Genomic DNA, 19512 nt, shown 5'->3' with positions numbered 1-19512 from the left:
TCCGTGACCCCGTATGAAAGCCGTTCTAGAACGGCGGTTCGTCGTCCATTGCGCCGCCCCCGAAGGAGCCGGCTGCGGGGGCGCTGCCCCACGGGTCGTCGCCGCCGGCGTTCTGACCGCCGCGGCCGCCGCCACCGTTGGAGCCGCCGAAGCCCCCACCACCACCACCGGAATTGGCATTGGAATATCCACCACCACCACCGCCGCCACCACCGCGGGTGGTTCGGTTGACCTTGGCGGTGGCATAGCGCAGCGAGGGGCCGATCTCGTCGACCTCGAGCTCCACGACCGTGCGCTTCTCACCCTCGCGGGTCTCGTACGAGCGCTGCTTGAGGCGACCGCTCACGATCACGCGCGAACCTCTGGTCAGCGATTCGGCCACATTCTCGGCGGCCTCACGCCAGATGTTGCAGCGCAGGAACAGAGCCTCGCCGTCTTTCCATTCGTTCGCATTACGGTCGAACACGCGGGGCGTGGATGCGACGGTGAAATTCGCCACCGCAGCGCCCGCGGGCGTGAATCGAAGCTCCGGGTCCGCCGTCAAATTGCCGATGACGGTGATGACCGTGTCGCCTGCCATGGTTCCTCCTGCTCTCCGGTGCAGTCCGCAGTGAATGCGCTGTTGCGCTAGAGCCTAGATACAGGCACCGACAGCCTGGAGCAGGGCACCGACGCACACGAGTACTGCGGGGACAGAGGACTACTTCTTGTCGGCGCGCAGCACCTTGGTGCGCAGAACCGACTCGTTGAGTCCCAGCTGGCGGTCGAGCTCGCTCACGGTGGCAGGCTCGGCGGTCAGATCGACGACCGCGTAGATGCCCTCGCTCTGCTTGGAAATTTCGTAGGCCAGCCGACGGCGGCCCCAGATGTCCACCTTGTCGACTTTGCCGCCGTCGGACTTCACGACGTTCAGCATGGTGTCCAGGTTCGGACCGACGGTTCGCTCGTCCAGGCTCGGATCGAGGATGACCATCACTTCGTAATGACGCACGGGAACCCATCACCTCCTGTGGTCTTGGTGCGGCCACGGACGTTCCGTGGCAGGAGGGTCGTTGCGTCAGCAACCCGATAAGGCTACATGAGCAGGCATTCGGTCGCGAAATCGATCCGGACGCAGAGCTGTCCGAGCGGAATTTGGGTACACACACCTATCGTGGGTGCCATGTCGAACCGTCCGGGAACGCGGGCGAACCTCCCGCGGCCGGGCCGGGTCGCCGCGGTGACGGTGCTGTTGCTGTGCGGTGTGACGCTGCTGTTCGCATATCTGAACAAGGCGCGGTGCGCGGGGGAGCCCTTCGAATCGAACGGCCGCAGTGCGGCATTCGATCACATCAAGGATTCGCACGTCTGCTATTCCGACATCCAGTTCCTGTGGCTGGGCCGCGACATCAACGAGCACGTATTTCCGTATCTCACCGGCGGGATCACCACACACGGCGCGCTGACCGGCGGCGCGGTGGAATACCCGGTGCTCAGCGGGCTGCTGATGTGGCTCGGTGCGGTGGGCGCGCACACCGACGCGACGTTCCTGCTGCATTCGGCGCTGCTGCTGGCGCCGTTCGCGCTGACGACCGCCTGGATGCTGGGGCGGATGTCGGGGATGGCGGCGCTGCTGTGGGCGGCCGGACCGCCGCTGGTGCTGTACGCGTTCCACAACTGGGAGCTGCCGGTGGTGTGCACGGCGGTCGGCGCGGTGTACGTGGTCACCACGCTGACCAGATATTCGGTGCGCACCCGGGGAGTGCTCGCGGCGATACTGCTGGGCATCGGCTTCTGCCTGAAGTTGTATCCCGGGATCTTCGTGCTGCCGTTGATGGTTCACGTCCTGGTCGGCGGGAGCGACGGTCTGGACGCGCTGCGTCATCGCCGGACGCCGCGCGTCGACTGGATGACGGACGAGAACGACGGCGTACCGACCCGGCTGACGCGACGGTACGACGTGCGCGGCGCCGTCGCGGTGGCCGCGACGGCGATCGCGACGGCGGCGCTGATCAATCTGCCGTTCGCCCTGGCCGGATATCAGGGCTGGCGGGCCTCGTTCATCTTCCAGGAGTTGCGGCAGGCCGACATCACCACCAATTCGATCTGGTTCTGGGGACTGCGGCCGATGTTCGGCGATACGCCCGGCGCCGAGCAGTCCTTCCAGGACGCCGTGTCCACGGCCTCGCCGCTGCTGGTGGTGTGTTCGTTCGTGCTGGCGATGTGGCTGGGCTGGCGGCGCTACCAGGCCAGCGGGTTGTTTCCGTGGGTGGGCGTGAGCGGTGCGATGCTGTGTGGATTCCTGTTGTTCCACAAGGTGCACTCGCCGCAGTACACGCTGTGGCTGATCCCGTTCCTGGTGCTGCTGGAGATCCCGTGGTCGGTGGTGGCGGCCTATCTGCTGGCCGACGCGTCGCTCGGGATCGGCATATTCCGCTACTTCTACGCGCTGGGCGCGGGGTCCACGGCCGACGTGGAGAAACATTTCGTGCTGTTCGGCGTGTGGGGCAGGGCGATGCTGCTGGTGTATCTGCTCTTCGCCTTCGTCTACGCGCCGGCGCGCGGGCGGTGGCGGGCCGGTCCGCCCGCCGCGCCGCAGCATCCCAGTGACGAGCTGGTTCCGGTGTCGTCCTGAAACGCCTGCCGCGTAACCGGTCCGGCAGCGGCAGGTTTGCGCTAACGAACCATCGGCGTGGCCGTATGCGAGACGTGCGGCCGCAGGAACCCGGGCAACCACGGCAGGAGCGGATCCGGTGCATGGTCCAGGATTCCGCCGACCGGATCGTCGACGCCCTCCAGCCGCACGAGATCCTCGGACGGGCGGTAGATCTGCCGGACGATCAAGGCGCACAACGCGATCACGGCGAGATCGCGCAGGAAGACCGTGCCGGTGAACCACTGCTCGGGTACCCCCTTGCGATCCGTGCCCAGGTAGTAGTACATCCGCGGGAACCACACCAGCGCGTCGATCGTCATCCAGGTCAACAGGACTCGGCGATTCGGCAGGGCCAGCACCGCGAGCGGCACCAGCCACAGCGAATACTGCGGGCTCCACACCTTGTTGGTCAGCAGGAAGGCCGCGACCACCAGGAAGCCCAGCTGCGCCAGCCGCGGTCGCCGCGACGCGGTCAGGGCGATATAAGCGATTGCGGCACAGGCCAGTACGAACAGCAGCAGTGAGATCGCGTTGAGCGCCGAGGGCGTCTGTTCCGGGGTGAGCGTGCCGTCGAAACCCGTCCACCCCGTGAACGAGGTGACCACGTTGTAGATCGAATCCGGATCGGCCTGCCGCTGGGTGTTGAGCCGGAAGAACTCCCACCAGCCGTTCGTGAACGGCACGGCGATCGGCAGGTTCACCACGATCCAGCTGATCGCGGCGGAGGCGACCGTGACGCCCGCGGCGCGCAACGGACTGACCCGGGTCCCCGCGAAATACTCCCGCACCGCCCCGCGCAGGTCGGATCCCCGGCGGCGCAGCAACTCCCGTATCCCGGGGATGCGCTGGCGGTCGGCGGTGCGCAGGCACAGCACCACGATCGGGCCGAGCAGCAGCAGCGGATACAGTTTCGCCGCGCCGCCCAGTCCGAGCAGCACACCCGCCAGAACCGGCCGCCGACGCGCCCAGGCGAGCATTCCGGTGGCGGCGAATGCCGTTGCCAGCGCGTCGAAATTGGTGAACGCGTGCACCAGCACCAGCGGCGAGAGCGCCACCAGCGCGGCATCCCAGACCCGTCTGCCCGCCAATTGTGTCGACGCCCAGACCGTCACGAGCCAGGCCATCGCCAACCCGATCACCGCGACGTCGAAGTACACCACCACCGGCAGCGCGCCGGGCAGCGGGAGCGAATCCCACACATTGGCCAGTTCCATCGAAATGTACTGGTAGAGACCGGAAAGCACGGGATATTCCATGTACCGGGTGTGTGGTTTGCCGTCCGAGCCGAACTCGGTCCAACTCTTCTTGTACGGGAACGCGCCTTCGTCCAGGCGTTCGGCGCCGTACAGCGGGACGGTGTCCGAATAGCACATCGCCACGTACTGACGACCGTTGTTCCAGTCCAGGGTCGAGCGGCCGTCGGCGGTGGTGGTCTGCTGGATGCACGCGGCCTTGCCGCCCCAGCTCAGCGCCAGCATGACCACCGCGAAGGCCAGCATGACCCGCACCGGCGTCCAGAATCGGGACCGTCCGATGAGGGCGTGATCGCCGACCGGCCCGCCGATCGCGGTGGACAGCTGCGAGGTCAGCGGATCGGTACGGCTGGGACGGTCACGCCAGGTCGCCGATCGGGGCTCGGCGTCCAGGACCGGGGACGGGTATCGGTCGGGAGATTCCCGTGTTTCCCCCCGGGGTCCTGGATGCGTCTTCGCCAGTTGCTCCTCGAACACGCCAACCGACGCTACCGGTTGCTCGGTGAGCTGTCCTAGTTGCTATCGCCGTTCGTGTTGCTCTCCCCGGGAACCGGTGTGCTCGGCCAGGTCCCGCCGGGTGCGACGGGCTGACCGGACATCGGTCCCGGGCCGCTCTGCTGCTGTTGCTGCTGTTGTTGCTGCTGGGGTTGCTGATTCTGCTGGATTCCCGGGATCGGGATGGTGACGCCCGGGAAGATCTCCACCTGCGACGGCGTGATCTCCACCGGCGGCGTGTACTGCTGAGTCGTCGACGGCGGCGTGTACGGCGCGGAGTAGGACGGCACACCACCGGGCTGGCCGCCGATCTGATCCGGCTTCGGGAAGGTCTCCTTCGGCGTGCCCTCGAGCGCGCCGTCCATGGTGTCCCTCCAGATGTCCGAGGGCAGCGTGGAGCCGTACATGATTCCGCCGTTGGCGTTCTTCAGCGCGACACCCTTTTCCGTACCGACCCAGACCGCGGTCGAGAGCGAGGGGGTCAGGCCGATCATCCAGGCGTCGCGGTTCTGGCCGGTGTCACCGAGCTGGGTGGTACCGGTCTTGGATGCCGAGACGCGCCCGCCCGCCAGGTCGTGCTTGAACGAGGAGTGCGCGATGGGGGCCATCGCCGCGATCACGTTGTCGGCCACGGCCTTGGAGACCTTGCGCTCACCGGCGACCTGACCGCGATCCAGCAGCACCTGACCGTCGGCGGTGACGACCTTCTGCACGAAATGCGGTTTGTGGTAGACGCCCTCGGCGCCGAGCGTGCCGTACGCCGAAGCCATGTCGAGCGCGCGCACCTGGTACTGACCCAGGATGATGCCGTCGTTGGGGCCCGACCCGTCCGGTTCGGTCAGGGTCTTGCCGACGCCCGGAATGGTGTCCGGGATGCCGAGCTTGTGCGCCATGGCCGCGATCTTCTCCGGACCATTGCCGCCCATGTCCAGTTCCATGCGGTAGAAGCTGGTGTTCAGCGATCGCTTGAGCGCCTCGGCGATGGTGCAGACGCCACAGGTCTCACCCTCGGCGTTGGTGATCTTGATGCCGTGCACGTCCAGATCGGCACTGGAGTACATGGTCGACAGCGGCTTACCCAGTTCGAGGTTCTCCGCCAGACCGAACACCTTGAACGTCGAACCGGTCATCAGACCCGCGTTGGCGAAGTCGAAGCCCTGGCCGTTGTCGCCGCCGTAGTAGGCCTTGACGCCGCCGTCCTTCGGGTCGACCGACACCACGGCCGTGCGGTCCTCGGGACGCTCGCCCTTCATGTTCTTGGTCACCGAATCGACCGCGGCCTGCTGGGCCTTGGGGTTGATCGTGGTGGTGATCTGCAGACCCTCGGTGTTGATCTGGGTGTCGCTGATCCCGTCCGCTGCCAGTTCGCTCATCACCTGACGCTTGATCAGGCCGTTGGGGCCCGAATCGGGATCGTTCTTGTTGGTCGAGCTCCCGGCGCTGGAGGACAGCACGTTCGGGTACTTCATCGGGACGCGTTGTGCCTGGGGCAGTTTGCCCATCGAGACCATGCCGTCCAGCACGTAGTTCCAGCGCTGGATCGCGCCCGCGCGGTTGTTCTCCGGGTCCAGGCCGTAGGGCTGGTTGATGGTGGCGGCCAGCATCGCACCCTCTTCGGTGGTCAGGTCCTGGACCTTCTTACCGAAGTAGGCCTGCGCGGCGGCGTTGATGCCGAAGGTGCCGCGGCCGAACGGGATCGTGTTCAGGTACGCGGTGAGGATGTCCTCCTTGCTCCACTGCCGCGCCATCTTCGCCGAGATCACCAGCTCGTGCATCTTGCGGGTCAGCGAGTGCTGATTGCCGACCATGGCGTTCTTGACGTACTGCTGGGTGATCGTCGAGCCACCACCGGCGGTGGACTTGCCCATCAGGTTGTCGCGCACGGCGCGGACGAAGCCGGAGACGGAGAAGCCGGGGTTGGTGTAGAAGGACCGGTCCTCCGCGGCGATCACCGCGTTGCGCACCTGCGGCGGGATCTGATCGATCGTGACGTCGGTGCGGTTACCTTGCGGCGGAACGATTTTGCCGATCGTCGTGGTGCCGTCGTCGGCCAGCATCGTGGCGACCTGATTTGTTTTGAGGTCGCCGGGTTTGGGTATGGAAACCGTCGAGTAGGCGATCAGGAAGACCGCACTCGGCACGACGATGCCCAGTGCCACCAGCACGTACAGCACGCGGCGCACGATCCGCCACGGAGATTTCTTCTTGCCGCCCTTGGGACCACGTCCACCGGGGCCGCCGGGACCCGAGCCGTTGCGGCGCGGGGGCGGGCCGGAGGGGGGTGTGCCGCCGCCGACGGCGCGGTTGGCCCCGGTGCGCGGCCGGGTGTTCTCGCCGGGTCGGGGACGAGTTCCCTTGCCGGAACGTTGATTTCGATTCGCCATAGCCTCGCCGAGGCTACTGGGCGGGATCTTCTGGGTGGCACCGGAGGAGGGGCTGGGGATTTTCTGCGTCGCGCCGCTGGGCGGGCCGGGGTGGGACCCCGGTGCCGGGCGGCGCGGCGGCTGTCCGCCGGGACCGCGCGGGGCCTGTGCGCCCGGACCGCGGGGCGGCTGACCGCCGGAACCCTGCGGGGCGCGCATATCGCCGGGAGGCGGGCCGTTGCGTCGCGGGCCGGGGCCGGGCGCCTGCTCTCCGGGACGCGCGGGCGGCCGTGGCCGTCCGCCCTGCGGCGGGCCCCCCGGCCGCGGCGGGGGATATCCGCCGGGGCCGGATTGCGGACCGCGGTTGGTGCGGCCGCCGGACGGTCCATCGTCGTAGGGCGAAGTCACAGCTCGGATCTCCATAACTCGAAACGGTCCGGGTGGCGGCCGATCTCAACCGCCGCGGGCCCGCCGGGGCGGGCCGCAGGCGCGATACACATCACTCGGCGGCGGTCCGACGGGTGCCGGTGCGCCGACGCGTGGGTGCCGGTGCGTGCCCGAGCACATAGGACTGCACCAAATGGTTCCAGCTGCAGCTGCGGCACACCTCGACCACGTGTACCGAGAACTCCTCGCGAGTCTCCGCCAGCCGGATCAGTTCCTCGGGCGTGCGGGCCGAGCCTGCGACCGGCCCGAGTCCATCGCCGTAGACCCACGATACGAGAGTGAGCTGCTCTTTCCGGCAGATGGGGCAGGTGACCTCACTGCCTCGTCCGTGGAACTTCGCCGCGCGCAGCAGATAAGGATTCGCATCGCAGACCTCGCTGACAGCTACGCGGCCCGCATAGACATCGGCCAGCAAGGACCGACGCCGAAGCGCATAGTCCACTACCTGCCGCTGAATTCGCACGGCCTCCAGAGTAGCGGTGCGCACCGACGCACGCTGCCGGGTCCGTGCCCCCGATCCGGGCGATGCGATTCGATGTGTCGCGCCGACGTGTCGGTTACTATATCGGCGCGATATAGTTGGTCATTGCATCCACAGGTGCGGTCCGCATACGACAGTCAGGAGGTGAGGCCCGTGCTCGAACTCGCGATTCTCGGGCTGCTCCTGGAAGCGCCCATGCACGGCTACGAGCTGCGCAAACGACTCACCGGATTACTGGGGCCGTTCCGGGCCTTCTCCTACGGGTCGCTCTACCCGACCCTGCGCCGTATGCAGGCGGACGGGTTGATCGCCGAGGAGTCCCCGGCCGGTGCGGTGACCAGGCGGGCGCGGCGGGTCTACCAGCTGACCGATCCCGGCCGGGAGCGGTTCAGCGAGCTGCTCGCCGACACCGGGCCGCAGAACTACACCGACGACGGGTTCGGCGTTCACCTGGCCTTCTTCGGTCGCACTCCCGCCGAGGCGCGGATGCGGATCCTGGAGGGCCGGCGTCGGCAGGTCGAGGAGCGCCGGGAGGGGCTGCGGGAGGCGATCAAGCGGGCCAGCGGGACCCTGGATCGCTACACCCGCCAGCTGCACCAGCTCGGCCTCGAATCAAGCGAGCGCGAAGTGCGCTGGCTCAACGAATTGATCGCCGCGGAGCAATCGATGAAGGCGGCACCACAGAAAGAGGGAAATACCGGCCATGAGTGATGTCAACACGGCTGCACAGGCCACCGGTGCGAGCGCCGGGTCCGAGATTCGCGTGGCCATCGTAGGTGTGGGTAACTGCGCCTCTTCGCTGGTCCAGGGCGTGCAGTACTACCAGGACGCGGACGAGAGCACGACCGTGCCCGGTCTGATGCACGTCAAGTTCGGTCCCTACCACGTCCGCGATGTGAAGTTCGTCGCCGCGTTCGACGTCGACGCCAAGAAGGTCGGGTTCGACCTGTCCGACGCGATCTTCGCCAGTGAGAACAACACCATCAAGATCTCGGACGTGCCGCCGACCGGGATCACCGTGCAGCGCGGCCCGACGCTGGACGGCATCGGCAAGTACTACGCCGAGACCATCGAGCTGTCCGAGGCCGAGCCGGTGAACATGGTGCAGGCGCTGAAGGACGCGAAGGTCGACGTCCTGGTCTCGTACCTTCCGGTCGGTTCGGAAGAGGCCGACAAGTTCTACGCGCAATGTGCCATCGACGCCAATGTCGCATTCGTGAACGCGCTGCCGGTCTTCATCGCTTCGGACCCGGCATGGGCGAAGAAGTTCGCCGACGCCGGTGTCCCGATCGTCGGTGACGACATCAAGTCTCAGGTCGGCGCGACCATCACCCACCGCGTCATGGCCAAGCTGTTCGAGGACCGCGGCGTGCAGCTGGACCGCACCATGCAGCTGAACGTCGGCGGCAACATGGACTTCAAGAACATGCTCGAGCGCGAGCGGCTGGAGTCCAAGAAGATCTCCAAGACCCAGGCCGTCACCAGCAACCTGAAGAAGGAACTGGGCGCGAACGACGTGCACATCGGCCCGTCGGACCACGTCGGCTGGCTGGACGACCGCAAGTGGGCGTACGTGCGCCTCGAGGGCCGCGCCTTCGGTGACGTGCCGCTGAACCTGGAGTACAAGCTCGAGGTGTGGGATTCGCCGAACTCGGCGGGCATCATCATCGACGCGGTGCGCGCGGCCAAGATCGCCAAGGATCGCGGCATCGGCGGACCGGTCATCCCGGCCTCGGCCTACCTGATGAAGTCCCCGCCGAAGCAGCTGGCCGACGATGTGGCCCGCACCGAGCTCGAGGCGTTCATCATCAACGCCTGAGCACGCTCGACATTCGATGCGCCCCCGGAATTCCCGGGGGCGCATCGTCTTTTTCGCGATTCGCGTTTCCGCGTTGTGTATCGAGGTTTACACACCGAGCGTCGTCGTGCTGGCAGTACTTCCGCTCGCCGCTCGGCAAGATGGTCATCACCTTGCCAACCAGAGCGAAACAACTTGGAGCACAACATGATCAGCAAGATCCGTCGCATCGCCACCGTCGCCGCGGCCACCGCTGCCATCGCCGGTGCGGGAGCCGGAATCGCTTCCGCCACACCGACTGTCGCCGAGCCGGTGCACGCCACGGTCGTCCAGCCGGCGCACACCTGGTGGGGTGAGTCCTACTGCGGCTGGAACAACAACTTCAACTGGCACTACTACAACTTCTGCGACCGCTACGTGTGGCACGGCAGCCACCACCACGACTGGGAGAACTACCGCGATCACAACCGCGGCTTCGATTTCGACTGGTTCCGCGGCCGCTGAGCAGGACTTTCCGCTCGGATGGCGGGTGCCCCGGCCATGGCGCCGGGGCACCGTCGCGGGCGGTCGGAAAGCCGATGTGGGTACTGTGACGTGTGTTCTCGCCAGACCGGGGGTACCCAGGAGAATGATCAGCCGGGGTCGGCTGTAGGACAAGACCCACCACCGCGGAACCGTTGCGGTGCTGCGACCGGAGGATAACGGTGATCGAGCTCGACGCCGGCGAGTCGTTCGCCGGTTACATCATCGACCGCAAACTCGGTGCAGGCGGCTGGGGCATCGTCTATCTGGCGCAGGATCCCCGGTTGCCCAGGGCGGTCGCCCTGAAACTGCTCGATCCGTCCAAGGCCGATCCGGAGGCCCGGCAGCGGTTCGAACGGGAAGGTGATTTCACCGCCGGTCTGGACCACCCCAATATCGTGACCATCTACGATCGGGGCGTTACCAGCGATATCCACTGGATCGCAATGCAATTCGTGCACGGTACCGACGCCGGCGCGCTCGCCGACGTCGAATTCGAGCGCGCGTTGCGGATCGGTGCGCAGATCGCGGACGCCCTCGACTACGCGCATCGGGCCGGGGTACTGCACCGGGATGTGAAGCCGTCGAACTTCCTGATCGCCGCCCCCGAGCCCGGCCGCCGGGAACGTGCTCTGCTGACCGATTTCGGGATCGCCCGGCTGCGTGAGGTGACCACCGGTCTGACCAGGACCGGTTCGGTGACCGGGACGGCCGCCTACGTCTCGCCGGAACAGGTCTCCGGCGATGCCGTGGATCACCGGTCCGACCAGTACTCGCTGGCCTGCAGCCTGTTCGTGCTGCTGACCGGGCGGCCGCCGTTCCCGGTGACCAATTCGATCGCCCTGATGCACGCGCACGTCTATACGCCGCCACTGCTGCCCGGCGAGCTGATACCGCAGCTGGCCTCGCTTGATCCGGTTTTCGCCAAGGCGCTGGCCAAGGATCCGGCGGACCGGTTCCCCAGTTGCAGCGAATTCATCGCCGAGGTGCAGCGGGCCCGGCCCGCGACCAGCGATACCACGGCCGTGTCCCAACCGGTGGAAAGCCCGAAGCCCCAGCGCAAATCACTCCGCAACCGGATCTCGGCGCGCACGGCGGTGCCGGTGGCCGGCGCCGTGGTGGTGATTCTCGCGGTGATCGCCTACCTGGCCATGGGCACCGATCTGTTCGGCGGCCCGCGCAATACCGATGCCGCCACCCCGGTGCCGCCCGGCCTCGCGACGGGCTGGGATGCCCGGCACGCCCCCGCCGCGGCGGCATTCCCCGAGCTCATCGGCGGGCTGAACGCCAACACCGGTTGGCACGGGGCCACGTGCAGACAGAACGATCCGGGCTCCACGGAAGATCCCGCCGATCACGACTACGCCCGCATTTCCTGTCCCATCCCGATGGGGGACAACGGCGAGAATCCGCTGGTGGTCGATGTCATGGACCGCACCGGATCGGCGCACGACGGCCTGAGCCTGGGTCAACTGGTCGGCAAACTCTTCAACGAATGCGATCCGCGTCCGCAGAATCGAGCCCACCCGAAGCAGGCACAGGCTCCGCTGGTCGTCACCTGCGCCGGTAGCGATTACGGCCGCGACACCACCCATCCGCCGGTGTGGACGTTCTTCCCCGATCCCGCATACTCCCGGTTCGTGCTCGTGATGACCTGGAAGGACCACACCATCGATCAGCTGCTCGAGCAGTGGCAGCAGCTTCCGCTGGGCAGATAGCCGCGGTCGCGGCGCCGGCACCCGACGGGATGCCGTATCGCTGATCGGTGAGTAGGTTCGACGAGTGTTCACAGTGAGAGCGCTGACGTGGGTGACGGCGGTATCGCTGCCCGCGGTGGGGCTGTGGTTGCTCGTCGCCGACCCGATGCTCGACGCCCACTACGAACATCATGTGCAGCATTTCTGGCTGGTGCTCGCCGCGGCCGTGCTCGCAACGGGACTGGGCACCATCCTGTTTCGCGCCGCGCGCGCTCGCCGCGACGTCCGGCTGATCCTGGTCTCGCTGACGTTCCAGTTCTCCGCCGGATTCCTCGCGCTGCACGCCATCGCCACGCCCGGGGTGATCCTGAACTCGCCCAATGCCGGTTTCGTGTACGCGGTGCCGATCGGATTGACCCTCGGCGGAATCGCCGCACTGGCCTCGGCCGTCGAATACGGGCCGGAGGCGGTCGCGCGGCTGCATCGGTTCACCTGGTTGCTGTCCGCGCTACCGGCGCTGAGTTTCGTCGTCTGGTCGGCGATCTCGCTGACGCGGCTACCCCCTTTGAACGGAACGCCCAGTCCCACAGAATCTTCCGGCCCGCTGGTGGGCATCGCGGTGGTCGGCGCGCTGTGCTATCTGGGTGCGGCGATCGCGTACGCGTGGCGGTTCGTGCGGCGGCGGGCGCTGTTGCTGCTCACCATCTGCACCACCTTCGTGCTGTTGATCGAGGCGCTGCTCGCGGTCGGATTCGGGCGCAGCTGGCGGACCTCGTGGTGGGAGTGGCACGTGCTGATGGTGGTGGCGTTCGCGCTGATCGCCGTCAGCACCCACCTGCAATTCCGCAGGGAGGGTTCGGCGTTGGGGCTGTTCGACAGCGTCACGCTGCGCCAGACCATGGCCTCGCTCGAACGCGACTACGCACGGGCGCTCACCGAGATGGTCGGCATCCTGCGCGAGCGGGCCGCGAGTGGGGTGCCCGCGCAGGCGCCGCTGGGACCGGTCGGGGTGCAGCTCTCGCGCCGATTCGGGCTCACCGAACGGCAATTCGCGGTGCTGGCGCAGAATGCGCGGCTGTACGGGCAGCTGGACGAGCTGTTCCGGTCCTATATGTCCCCGGCCGTGGCGACCGAACTGCTCGCCGATCCCGCGCAGGCCGATCTCGGCGGACGGATCGCGGAGGTCAGCGTGCTGATGGCGGATCTGTCGGGTTTCACGCCGTTCGCGGAGAACACCGATCCCGCGGCGGTGGTGCAGATGCTGAACACCTATTACGGCGCGATCGTGCCGGTCATCCTGGGCGAGGGCGGGACGGTGGTGCAATTCGTCGGCGATGCGGTGATGGCGGTGTTCAACGCACCCAATCCGCAGCCCGATCACGCGATGCGCGCGGCGCGGGCCGGACTGGGGTTGCAGTACGTCGTCGGGCGGATCGCCGCGGGACGACCCGACTGGCCGCGTTTCCGGGTCGGGGTCAACTCCGGGCCCGCGCTGGTGGGCAATGTCGGTGCGGCACAGATGCGTAACTACACCGCGATCGGCGACACCACCAATCTCGCGGCTCGGCTGGAGGGGGTGGCCGAACCCGGCACGGTCGTGATCGGCTCGACGACGTATGCGCAGCTGGGTTCGCGGGCCGCGGTGCGGACGCTGGGCGGGATCACCGTCAAGGGGCGGCGCGAGCCGGTCACCTGCTACGTCCTGGAGGGTCTGCGATGACGACCGAATTCGCACTGCTGCGCGGTCTTTCGGACGGTGAGCGACGTCAGCTGCTCGCCTCGTGCACGCCCCGGCGGTTCAAACGCCGCGAAATCCTGTGTCACGAAGGCGATCCCGGCGACACGCTGCATCTGGTCGTCTCCGGGCTGCTGCTGATCCGCGTGGCCACCCCGCTCGGCTACACCGCCACGTTGTCGGTCATCGGTCCCGGTGACGCGTTCGGCGAACTGGCCCTGCTGAGCCCCGAGGCCAAACGCACCGCCACCGTCGAGGCCGCCGAGAACGCGGAAACCCTCAGCCTCAGCCGTGCCCAGCTGACCGCATTGCGCGCCACCTATCCCGGAGTCGAGCGGATGCTCACCGACACTCTCGTCGAACAGGTCCGCCGCCTGTCCGGCATGGTGCTCGAGGCGCTGTACCTGCCGGTCGAGGCGCGCGTGGTCCGCCGCCTGGTGAACCTCGCCCGCATCTACGGCGGCCCCGCCCCGATCGCCGAAATCCGCCTCACCCAGGACGATCTGGCCTCCATGGCTGGAACCACCCGCGTCACCGCGAACAAGATCCTGCGCGAGCTGGAGGACCGCAGCATCGTCGAACTACGGCGCGGCCGCATCGTCGTCACCGACCGCCGCGCCCTCGTAGCCGCCGCGAACACCTATCACTGAGGCCCCATACCCCTACTTCAGTCCAGGGAGACGAAGACCTCCACCGAGGCCGGGCCCGTGTAGCGCTCGATCTCCGCGCTGTGCGACCGGGTGATGACGCCCGCGGCCTCGGCCTTGGCCACCTTCGCCCAGGCCGTGCGCAGGAGGTCGTACGGCTTGTCGGACACCACGAATTTGGCGTAGCGACCGGCCGGGATCCGGGTGAGGACGTCGCCGGTGTCGAGCTGATCCAGGGCGTCGAGTTCGTAGCCCAGGACGGCCACCGCATGGTCGTTCTGGCCGACGTAGGCCGCCACACGCTGGGCGTTCTTGTCCCGCGACAGATATCTGTCCCAGGTGAAGTTGACCAGATCCAGGTCGCGGGCGGCCACTTCGCGACCGGCCAGCGGAACGGTGAGCCCGCCGACGAGGCTGTCCTCGAGGGTGACTATCTCGAAATCCATATTCGCGCCTTACTTCTCGCCCGTGTCGTCGTCGGCCAGCGCAACGAACACCTCTACCGTGCGCCGATCCGGATAGTGCTCGAAATCGCCGGTGTAGGCGCGTGCCAGTGCTCCGGCGGTCTCCAGATCCCAGACCGCGCGCCACACCGACACGATGGTGTCGCCCAGGTCGTCCCCGCTGCGGACGAATCGCGCGAACCGGCCGCCCGGCACGCGCGCCAGCACATCACCGGGTAACAGATCGTCGAGCCTGCGGCAGCGGTAACCGACGATATGCGTCAGATACGAGCCGATCTCCGGCGCGTGATCGACGTACGCGCTCGCCGGGGGGCCCGGCAGATCGCGTTTGAGGTTGTGCCGCCAGGCTTCCTCCACCTTCAGCCGGCGCGGGCCTTCGACCGCCAGCGCCGGGCTGCGCAGGACGGTCCCCGCCACCAGCGTCTCGTGGCGCTCGACGATATTGAAATCCACCGGTGTCGCCCCTATGTCTAGTATCTCCGGCCTCCGCTCCGCTCCGGCGGGCTGGGGCCCCTGTTCACCCGGTCCTTCCCTCCTCCGCTCAGTCGCTGCACTCCTTCGCTCCGTCGGTCCCAGGGCGGGCCCCGGCCGGGTGTCGGAGTGTTGTGGAGTGGGCGGAAATCGGGTGACCTGGGGTTGTTGTGTCCCTGCTTTAGGTGATCCTATGCGTGTCGGCTGACCGGCCCGCAATGGGCCGGTCCACGGCAGTGCTGCCGATGCGTGCTCCGTTCCCCGAGCTTAGTCGGGGACTACGACACAGCGGCCGGAGATGATCTCGACCCGATAGCGATCGGTGAGACCGGAGGCCCGAAGATGTCCGGGCCGCGGCGGGTGACCAGGGAATCCGGACACCTCAGCCCGGGACCGGGACGTGCAGACCCGGGAAGATCTCGACCTGGTGCGGCGGGGGAGGGGGTGCGGGAACCGGTGCGGGGATCGGGGCGCGGCGGCGAGGTTGCGTGGTGGTCGGCGGCGCGAGGATGTCGAAGGGGCCGTGGGACTGTTCCGACGACGGGGGTGTGGCGATGAAGGGGCCCTGGGTGTCGGTGGGCGCTGCGGACGGGAAGTGTTCGACGGGTGTGCCGGTCAGGGCACTGTCCATGGTCTTCTTCCAGATGTCCGAGGGCAGGCCCGCGCCGTAGATCGGTGCGCCGCCGGAGGTGCGGATGGCCTCGGACTGGGCAGTGCCGACCCAGACCGCCGTCGCTAGCGACGGGGTGAACCCGACCATCCAGGCGTCCTTGTTGGCTCCGGTCTCGCCGAGCTGGGTGGTGCCGGTCTTGGCGGCGGCGGGGCGACCGGCCAGGGCGTGCCCGTTCGAGTACGCCGCGATCGACAGCATCGCCGAGATCGTCGTATCGGCGACCTGCGCCGGAATCCGTTGCTGCGCGGGGAGTTGATCCTTACCGGGCACGCCGCGATCCAGCAGCACCCGGCCGTCCCCCGTGACGACGCGCTGCACGATGAACGGCGTGTGATACATCCCGGAATTCGCGACGGTCGCATACGCCACGGCCATGTCCACCGGACGCACCGAATACACGCCCAGCACGATCGCCAGGGCGGGCGGCCCGCCGTTCTCGCTGAGTGTGCGGCCCGCGATGCCCGGAATCTGCTCCGGAATCCCGGCCTGATGCGCGGCGTCGGCGATGGCCTGCGGACCGATCGTCTCGGCGAGCCGGTAGAAGCTGGTGTTCAGCGACCGCTTGAACGCCTCGGCCAGCGAACAGGTCCCGCAGGATTCACCCTCCACGTTGGTGACCGGGACGCCGTTCACCGTCACCGGAGCGCTGTTGAGCCGGTAGGAAAGCGGAATCCCCTGTTGCAGTGCGGCCAGCACCGCGAAGGTCTTGAACGAGGATCCGGTCTGCAGCGGCGCCTGCGCGAAATCGAAGCCGACGCCGTCGTCCCCGCCGTAGTAGGCGCGCAGCGCACCCGAACGCGGGTCGACCGAGACGACCGCGCTGCGCAACTGGGCGGGCTGCGCACTCAACGTGTTGTGCACCGCGTCCAGGGCGGACTGCTGGGCGCGCGGGTCGATGGTAGTGGTGATGCGCAGCGCTCCGGTGTCGATCTCCTGCTGGCTGATCCCGGCGTTGCGCAGTTCGGCCAGGACCTGGGTGCGGATCAGCCCGTTCGCGTTGTGCGCGGCGTCGTCGGTGAATGCGCTGACCGGCGCGATCTGCGGAAACTGGATCGCCGCACGATCTTTCGCACTCAACTTGCCCATGCTGACCATGCCGTCGAGCACATAGTTCCAGCGTTCCCGCAGTTGCGGCAGATGCGTTTCCGGATCCAGCAGCGAGGGCGTGCGGATCACCGAGGCCAGCACCGCTCCTTCGGCCGTGGTCAGCTCGGGTACCGGTTTGGCGAAGTACGCGCGCGCGGCGGCGGCGATCCCGTAGGCCCCGCGACCGTAGTAGATGGTGTTCAGGTAGGCGGCGAGAATGTCGTCCTTACTCCACTGCCGTGCCATCTTCGCCGAGATGATCAGCTCGCGGACCTTGCGCGAGAGGGTGCGCTCGGAGCTCAGGAACGCGTTCTTGACGTACTGCTGGGTGATCGTCGACCCACCCCCGGCGTCGTCGCGACCGAGCAGGTTGTCCCGTGCCGCGCGCAGGTACGCAGAGGTCGAATATCCGGGATTGGTGTAGAAGTTCCGGTCCTCCGCCGACAGCACCGCGTCGCGCACCGGAACCGGCACCTGCGTCAACGGCACCGGCGTCCGATTTCCTTCCGGCGGAACGATTCTGGCCAGCACGGTGGTGTCGTCGTCGGCGGTGATGGTGGCGATCTGATTGGACTGCACCGCGTCCGGCGCGGGCACCTCGGCACTCCAGTAGGCCAGGACCAGCAGCAGCGCCGGAATCACGATGAAAATCACGAACAACGCCAACAGCAATCGCCGGATCCGCTGTCCCCGGGTCCGCCGCGGCCGCTCGTGCGCGGGTTCGCCGCCCTCGCTCCGCACCCGTCGCTGCGGAGCCGCATGCTGTCGCCGAACTCGTCCCGGAAGCTCGTTCCACCCCGCGAGCGAGGCATACGGCGCAGCCTTGCGCTCGCCACCTCGCCACCGCATACGGATCGAGTTCACGATCAACTCCTCGGACTACAAGAACAAGGTGATCGAACAACCGCACGATAGAAATCGACTACCAGCGTAAGACCCGACCGCCGACACCCGCAGCACCGGCGGTCCACACAGCTCGATGGCGCACCTCCGCGCTCGCTCGCATCGGCCCGTTCACGTCGGCTCAGCGAGGCTTTCGATGCAGGTGGTCAGGAGTGCGGCCAGCTGCCGGAGGTCCGCGGGGGCCAGATCTGCGGTCATCCGGTTGTCGATATCCAGCACGATGGCGTCCGCGCGATCCAGCTGGGCACGGCCGGATTCGGTGAGGGTGACCGGGCGCGCGCGGCCGGTGGAGGGTTGGTCCGCGACGGTGGCCAGACCCGCCTTCTGCAGTCCGTTGAGGACGTCGCGCAGTGATTGGCGGGTCACGAAAGTACGGCGGGCGAGTTCGGCGGCGGGCGCGCCCGGGACGTCGGCCAGGGCGCGCAGCACCGCGTACTGGGACATGGTCAGCCCCAGCGGCCGCAGCCGTTCCTCACATGCGCGATGGAAGGTCTGCTGTGCCTGTTTGATCAGATACCCGATCCGCCGTTCGACGCCCTCTTGACTCATGACAGGAACCTTACACATCCTGGTCTATGTAAGGATCCTGACATCAGGGAGAGATCGCCATGCCCGACACCACCACCATCGCGACCGACGCCCAGCTCACCACCCTGATCAACGTCTTCACGGTCCAGCCCGACCGCCAGCGCACCCTGGTCGACCTACTGACCCGCGCCACCGACGAGGTCATGCAGCACATCCCGGGCTTCATCTCCGCCAACATCCACGCCAGCGACGACGGCACCCGAGTGATCAACTACGCCCAGTGGCAATCCCCCGACGCCTACCGCGAAGTGTTCGCCAACCCCACCGCCCAGATTCACATGAAGCAAGCCGCCGCCGTAGCCGACCACTTCGACCCACACCTGTTCACCGTGGAATCCGTCCACCACCGCTGAACTAGCCCGCGGGCGAGTCCGACGGCGCCGCGACCTAGCTTTTGACGCCGCCCGCGGTCAGGCCGGAGATGATGCGGCGCTGGAAGAGCAGGACCATGATGACCAGGGGGACGGTGACGATGATGCCGGCGGCCATGATCGCCGTGTACGGCTGGACCAGGGGGTCGTTGCCGGAGAAGCGGGCGATGGCGACGGTGACCGGTTCGGTCGCGTCGGAGGACAGCAGGCTGGACAGGAGATATTCGTTGACCGCGGCGATGAAGGCCAGGATCGCGGTGGTGAATACCGCGGGGGCGGCCAGCGGGAGCATCACCAGGCGGAACGCCTGGAAACGGGATGCGCCGTCGATCCGCGCGGCCTCCTCGAGCTCCCACGGGAGTTCGGCGAAGAACGAGGCCAGCACGTACACGGTCATCGGCAGTACGAAGGAGATGTTCGGGATGATCATCGCCTGGTAGTGGCCGAGCCAGCCGATATCGGTGAACAGCTGGAACAGTGGCGTCACCAGCACGACCACCGGGAACATCGACGCGCTCAGCACCAGCCCGGCGACGAGGGTCTTACCGCGGAAGGTGATGCGCGCCAGGGCATATGCGGCCATCATGCCGATCAGCAGCGCGATCACCGTGGTGGCCGCGCCGATGACGACGCTGTTGGTCAGCGCCCGGCCGAAGTTGTTGCCGCGACTGGTGTCGAACGCGTTCTTGAAGTTCTCCGTAGTCAGATGGGTCGGCCACGGCGTGTTGTCGAACGTGTAGGTCGGATCGCGGAAGGCGGTGACGGCCATCCAGTAGAACGGCCCCAGGCCCCACACCAGGATGATCAGCGCGCCGACATACGTACTCGCGGAACGCATCCGCTTGCTCAGCGGCACGCGCGCCGTGACCGCCCCGGCGGTTTC

18 protein-coding genes are annotated in these 19512 nt (G+C 67.4%); 8 read left to right on the top strand and 10 right to left on the bottom strand.

The features are described from left to right. Positions 1-25: 25 nt before the first annotated feature. Positions 26-580, bottom strand: a complete 555-nt coding sequence (locus ON40_RS33740; RefSeq protein WP_040829174.1) for a single-stranded DNA-binding protein — start codon at positions 578-580, stop codon at positions 26-28. A 120-nt stretch (positions 581-700) separates the two neighbouring features. Continuing rightward, the gene (rpsF, locus tag ON40_RS33735; protein WP_040829173.1) at positions 701-991 is read right to left on the bottom strand and encodes a 30S ribosomal protein S6; all 291 of its coding nucleotides are present in this window, start codon (positions 989-991) and stop codon (positions 701-703) included. A 171-nt stretch (positions 992-1162) separates the two neighbouring features. On the opposite strand from rpsF, the gene ON40_RS33730 reads away from it, so the two are divergent. After that, positions 1163-2614, top strand: a complete 1452-nt coding sequence (locus ON40_RS33730) for a glycosyltransferase family 87 protein (RefSeq protein ID WP_040829172.1) — start codon at positions 1163-1165, stop codon at positions 2612-2614. Between the two features lie 41 nt (positions 2615-2655). On the opposite strand, the gene ON40_RS33725 is transcribed toward ON40_RS33730, so the two are convergent. The 3 genes from ON40_RS33725 to ON40_RS33715 form a co-directional block, all read right to left on the bottom strand. Then, the gene (locus ON40_RS33725) at positions 2656-4350 is read right to left on the bottom strand and encodes a glycosyltransferase family 87 protein (RefSeq protein WP_051193990.1); all 1695 of its coding nucleotides are present in this window, start codon (positions 4348-4350) and stop codon (positions 2656-2658) included. A 50-nt stretch (positions 4351-4400) separates the two neighbouring features. Next, a complete protein-coding gene (locus ON40_RS33720; RefSeq protein ID WP_373282016.1) occupies positions 4401-6965 on the bottom strand; it encodes a transglycosylase domain-containing protein in 2565 nt (854 codons plus the stop codon). 280 nt (positions 6966-7245) lie between these two features. Beyond that, the gene (locus ON40_RS33715; protein ID WP_040829364.1) at positions 7246-7656 is read right to left on the bottom strand and encodes a DUF5318 domain-containing protein; all 411 of its coding nucleotides are present in this window, start codon (positions 7654-7656) and stop codon (positions 7246-7248) included. Between the two features lie 171 nt (positions 7657-7827). On the opposite strand from ON40_RS33715, the gene ON40_RS33710 reads away from it, so the two are divergent. From ON40_RS33710 to ON40_RS33685, 6 genes are all read left to right on the top strand, one after another. Continuing rightward, on the top strand, positions 7828-8385 hold the full coding sequence (locus tag ON40_RS33710) for a PadR family transcriptional regulator (protein WP_040829363.1): 558 nt from the start codon (positions 7828-7830) through the stop codon (positions 8383-8385). Further along, positions 8378-9493 carry an inositol-3-phosphate synthase gene (locus tag ON40_RS33705; protein ID WP_040829170.1) on the top strand — a complete coding sequence of 372 codons (1116 nt, stop codon included), beginning with the start codon at positions 8378-8380 and terminating at the stop codon, positions 9491-9493. The genes ON40_RS33710 and ON40_RS33705 overlap by 8 nt, the downstream gene beginning before the upstream one ends. Positions 9494-9679: 186 nt before the next feature. Continuing rightward, complete coding sequence (locus tag ON40_RS33700) at positions 9680-9976, top strand: hypothetical protein (protein ID WP_040829168.1); 297 nt, start codon at positions 9680-9682, stop codon at positions 9974-9976. A gap of 200 nt (positions 9977-10176) precedes the next feature. Then, complete coding sequence (locus ON40_RS33695) at positions 10177-11712, top strand: serine/threonine-protein kinase (protein ID WP_051193937.1); 1536 nt, start codon at positions 10177-10179, stop codon at positions 11710-11712. Positions 11713-11776: 64 nt separating this feature from the next. Continuing rightward, entirely contained in the window at positions 11777-13411 is a 1635-nt protein-coding gene (locus ON40_RS33690; protein WP_040829167.1) for an adenylate/guanylate cyclase domain-containing protein, read from the top strand. Next, the gene (locus tag ON40_RS33685; protein ID WP_040829165.1) at positions 13408-14076 is read left to right on the top strand and encodes a Crp/Fnr family transcriptional regulator; all 669 of its coding nucleotides are present in this window, start codon (positions 13408-13410) and stop codon (positions 14074-14076) included. Before ON40_RS33690 ends, ON40_RS33685 begins: the two co-directional genes overlap by 4 nt. A gap of 17 nt (positions 14077-14093) precedes the next feature. Here ON40_RS33685 and ON40_RS33680 read toward each other — a convergent pair whose 3' ends face one another. From ON40_RS33680 to ON40_RS33665, 4 genes are all read right to left on the bottom strand, one after another. Next, complete coding sequence (locus ON40_RS33680) at positions 14094-14519, bottom strand: GyrI-like domain-containing protein (protein ID WP_040829164.1); 426 nt, start codon at positions 14517-14519, stop codon at positions 14094-14096. Positions 14520-14528: 9 nt separating this feature from the next. Next, complete coding sequence (locus tag ON40_RS33675; protein WP_040829163.1) at positions 14529-14990, bottom strand: GyrI-like domain-containing protein; 462 nt, start codon at positions 14988-14990, stop codon at positions 14529-14531. A 400-nt stretch (positions 14991-15390) separates the two neighbouring features. Next, positions 15391-17616, bottom strand: a complete 2226-nt coding sequence (locus ON40_RS33670; RefSeq protein ID WP_083896116.1) for a transglycosylase domain-containing protein — start codon at positions 17614-17616, stop codon at positions 15391-15393. Between the two features lie 165 nt (positions 17617-17781). Then, on the bottom strand, positions 17782-18219 hold the full coding sequence (locus ON40_RS33665; RefSeq protein WP_040829160.1) for a MarR family winged helix-turn-helix transcriptional regulator: 438 nt from the start codon (positions 18217-18219) through the stop codon (positions 17782-17784). 59 nt (positions 18220-18278) lie between these two features. Between ON40_RS33665 and ON40_RS33660 the strand changes: the two genes are divergently transcribed. Then, positions 18279-18611: an antibiotic biosynthesis monooxygenase family protein gene (locus ON40_RS33660; protein WP_040829159.1), complete on the top strand. Its 333-nt coding sequence runs from the start codon at positions 18279-18281 to the stop codon at positions 18609-18611. Positions 18612-18645: 34 nt separating this feature from the next. Here ON40_RS33660 and ON40_RS33655 read toward each other — a convergent pair whose 3' ends face one another. Continuing rightward, positions 18646-19467 (bottom strand): carbohydrate ABC transporter permease, encoded by an 822-nt coding sequence (locus tag ON40_RS33655; RefSeq protein ID WP_040829361.1) that lies wholly within the window; start codon positions 19465-19467, stop codon positions 18646-18648. Between the last annotated feature and the right edge of the window lie 45 nt (positions 19468-19512).

The organism is Nocardia jiangxiensis NBRC 101359 (assembly GCF_000308615.1).
Classification (GTDB): domain Bacteria; phylum Actinomycetota; class Actinomycetes; order Mycobacteriales; family Mycobacteriaceae; genus Nocardia; species Nocardia jiangxiensis.
Note: the sequence above shows the minus strand (reverse complement) of the source record. Positions and strands in the feature narration are given on the sequence as shown.

Coding starts and splice junctions, on each gene's coding strand:
- ON40_RS33740 (WP_040829174.1), bottom strand. CDS start 580: ATGGCAGGCGACACGGTCATCACCGTCATCGGCAATTTGACGGCGGAC.
- ON40_RS33730 (WP_040829172.1), top strand. CDS start 1,163: ATGTCGAACCGTCCGGGAACGCGGGCGAACCTCCCGCGGCCGGGCCGG.
- ON40_RS33720 (WP_373282016.1), bottom strand. CDS start 6,965: ATGCGCGCCCCGCAGGGTTCCGGCGGTCAGCCGCCCCGCGGTCCGGGC.
- ON40_RS33705 (WP_040829170.1), top strand. CDS start 8,378: ATGAGTGATGTCAACACGGCTGCACAGGCCACCGGTGCGAGCGCCGGG.
- ON40_RS33700 (WP_040829168.1), top strand. CDS start 9,680: ATGATCAGCAAGATCCGTCGCATCGCCACCGTCGCCGCGGCCACCGCT.
- ON40_RS33685 (WP_040829165.1), top strand. CDS start 13,408: ATGACGACCGAATTCGCACTGCTGCGCGGTCTTTCGGACGGTGAGCGA.
- ON40_RS33680 (WP_040829164.1), bottom strand. CDS start 14,519: ATGGATTTCGAGATAGTCACCCTCGAGGACAGCCTCGTCGGCGGGCTC.
- ON40_RS33670 (WP_083896116.1), bottom strand. CDS start 17,616: ATGCGGTGGCGAGGTGGCGAGCGCAAGGCTGCGCCGTATGCCTCGCTC.
- ON40_RS33665 (WP_040829160.1), bottom strand. CDS start 18,219: ATGAGTCAAGAGGGCGTCGAACGGCGGATCGGGTATCTGATCAAACAG.
- ON40_RS33660 (WP_040829159.1), top strand. CDS start 18,279: ATGCCCGACACCACCACCATCGCGACCGACGCCCAGCTCACCACCCTG.
- ON40_RS33655 (WP_040829361.1), bottom strand. CDS start 19,467: ATGCGTTCCGCGAGTACGTATGTCGGCGCGCTGATCATCCTGGTGTGG.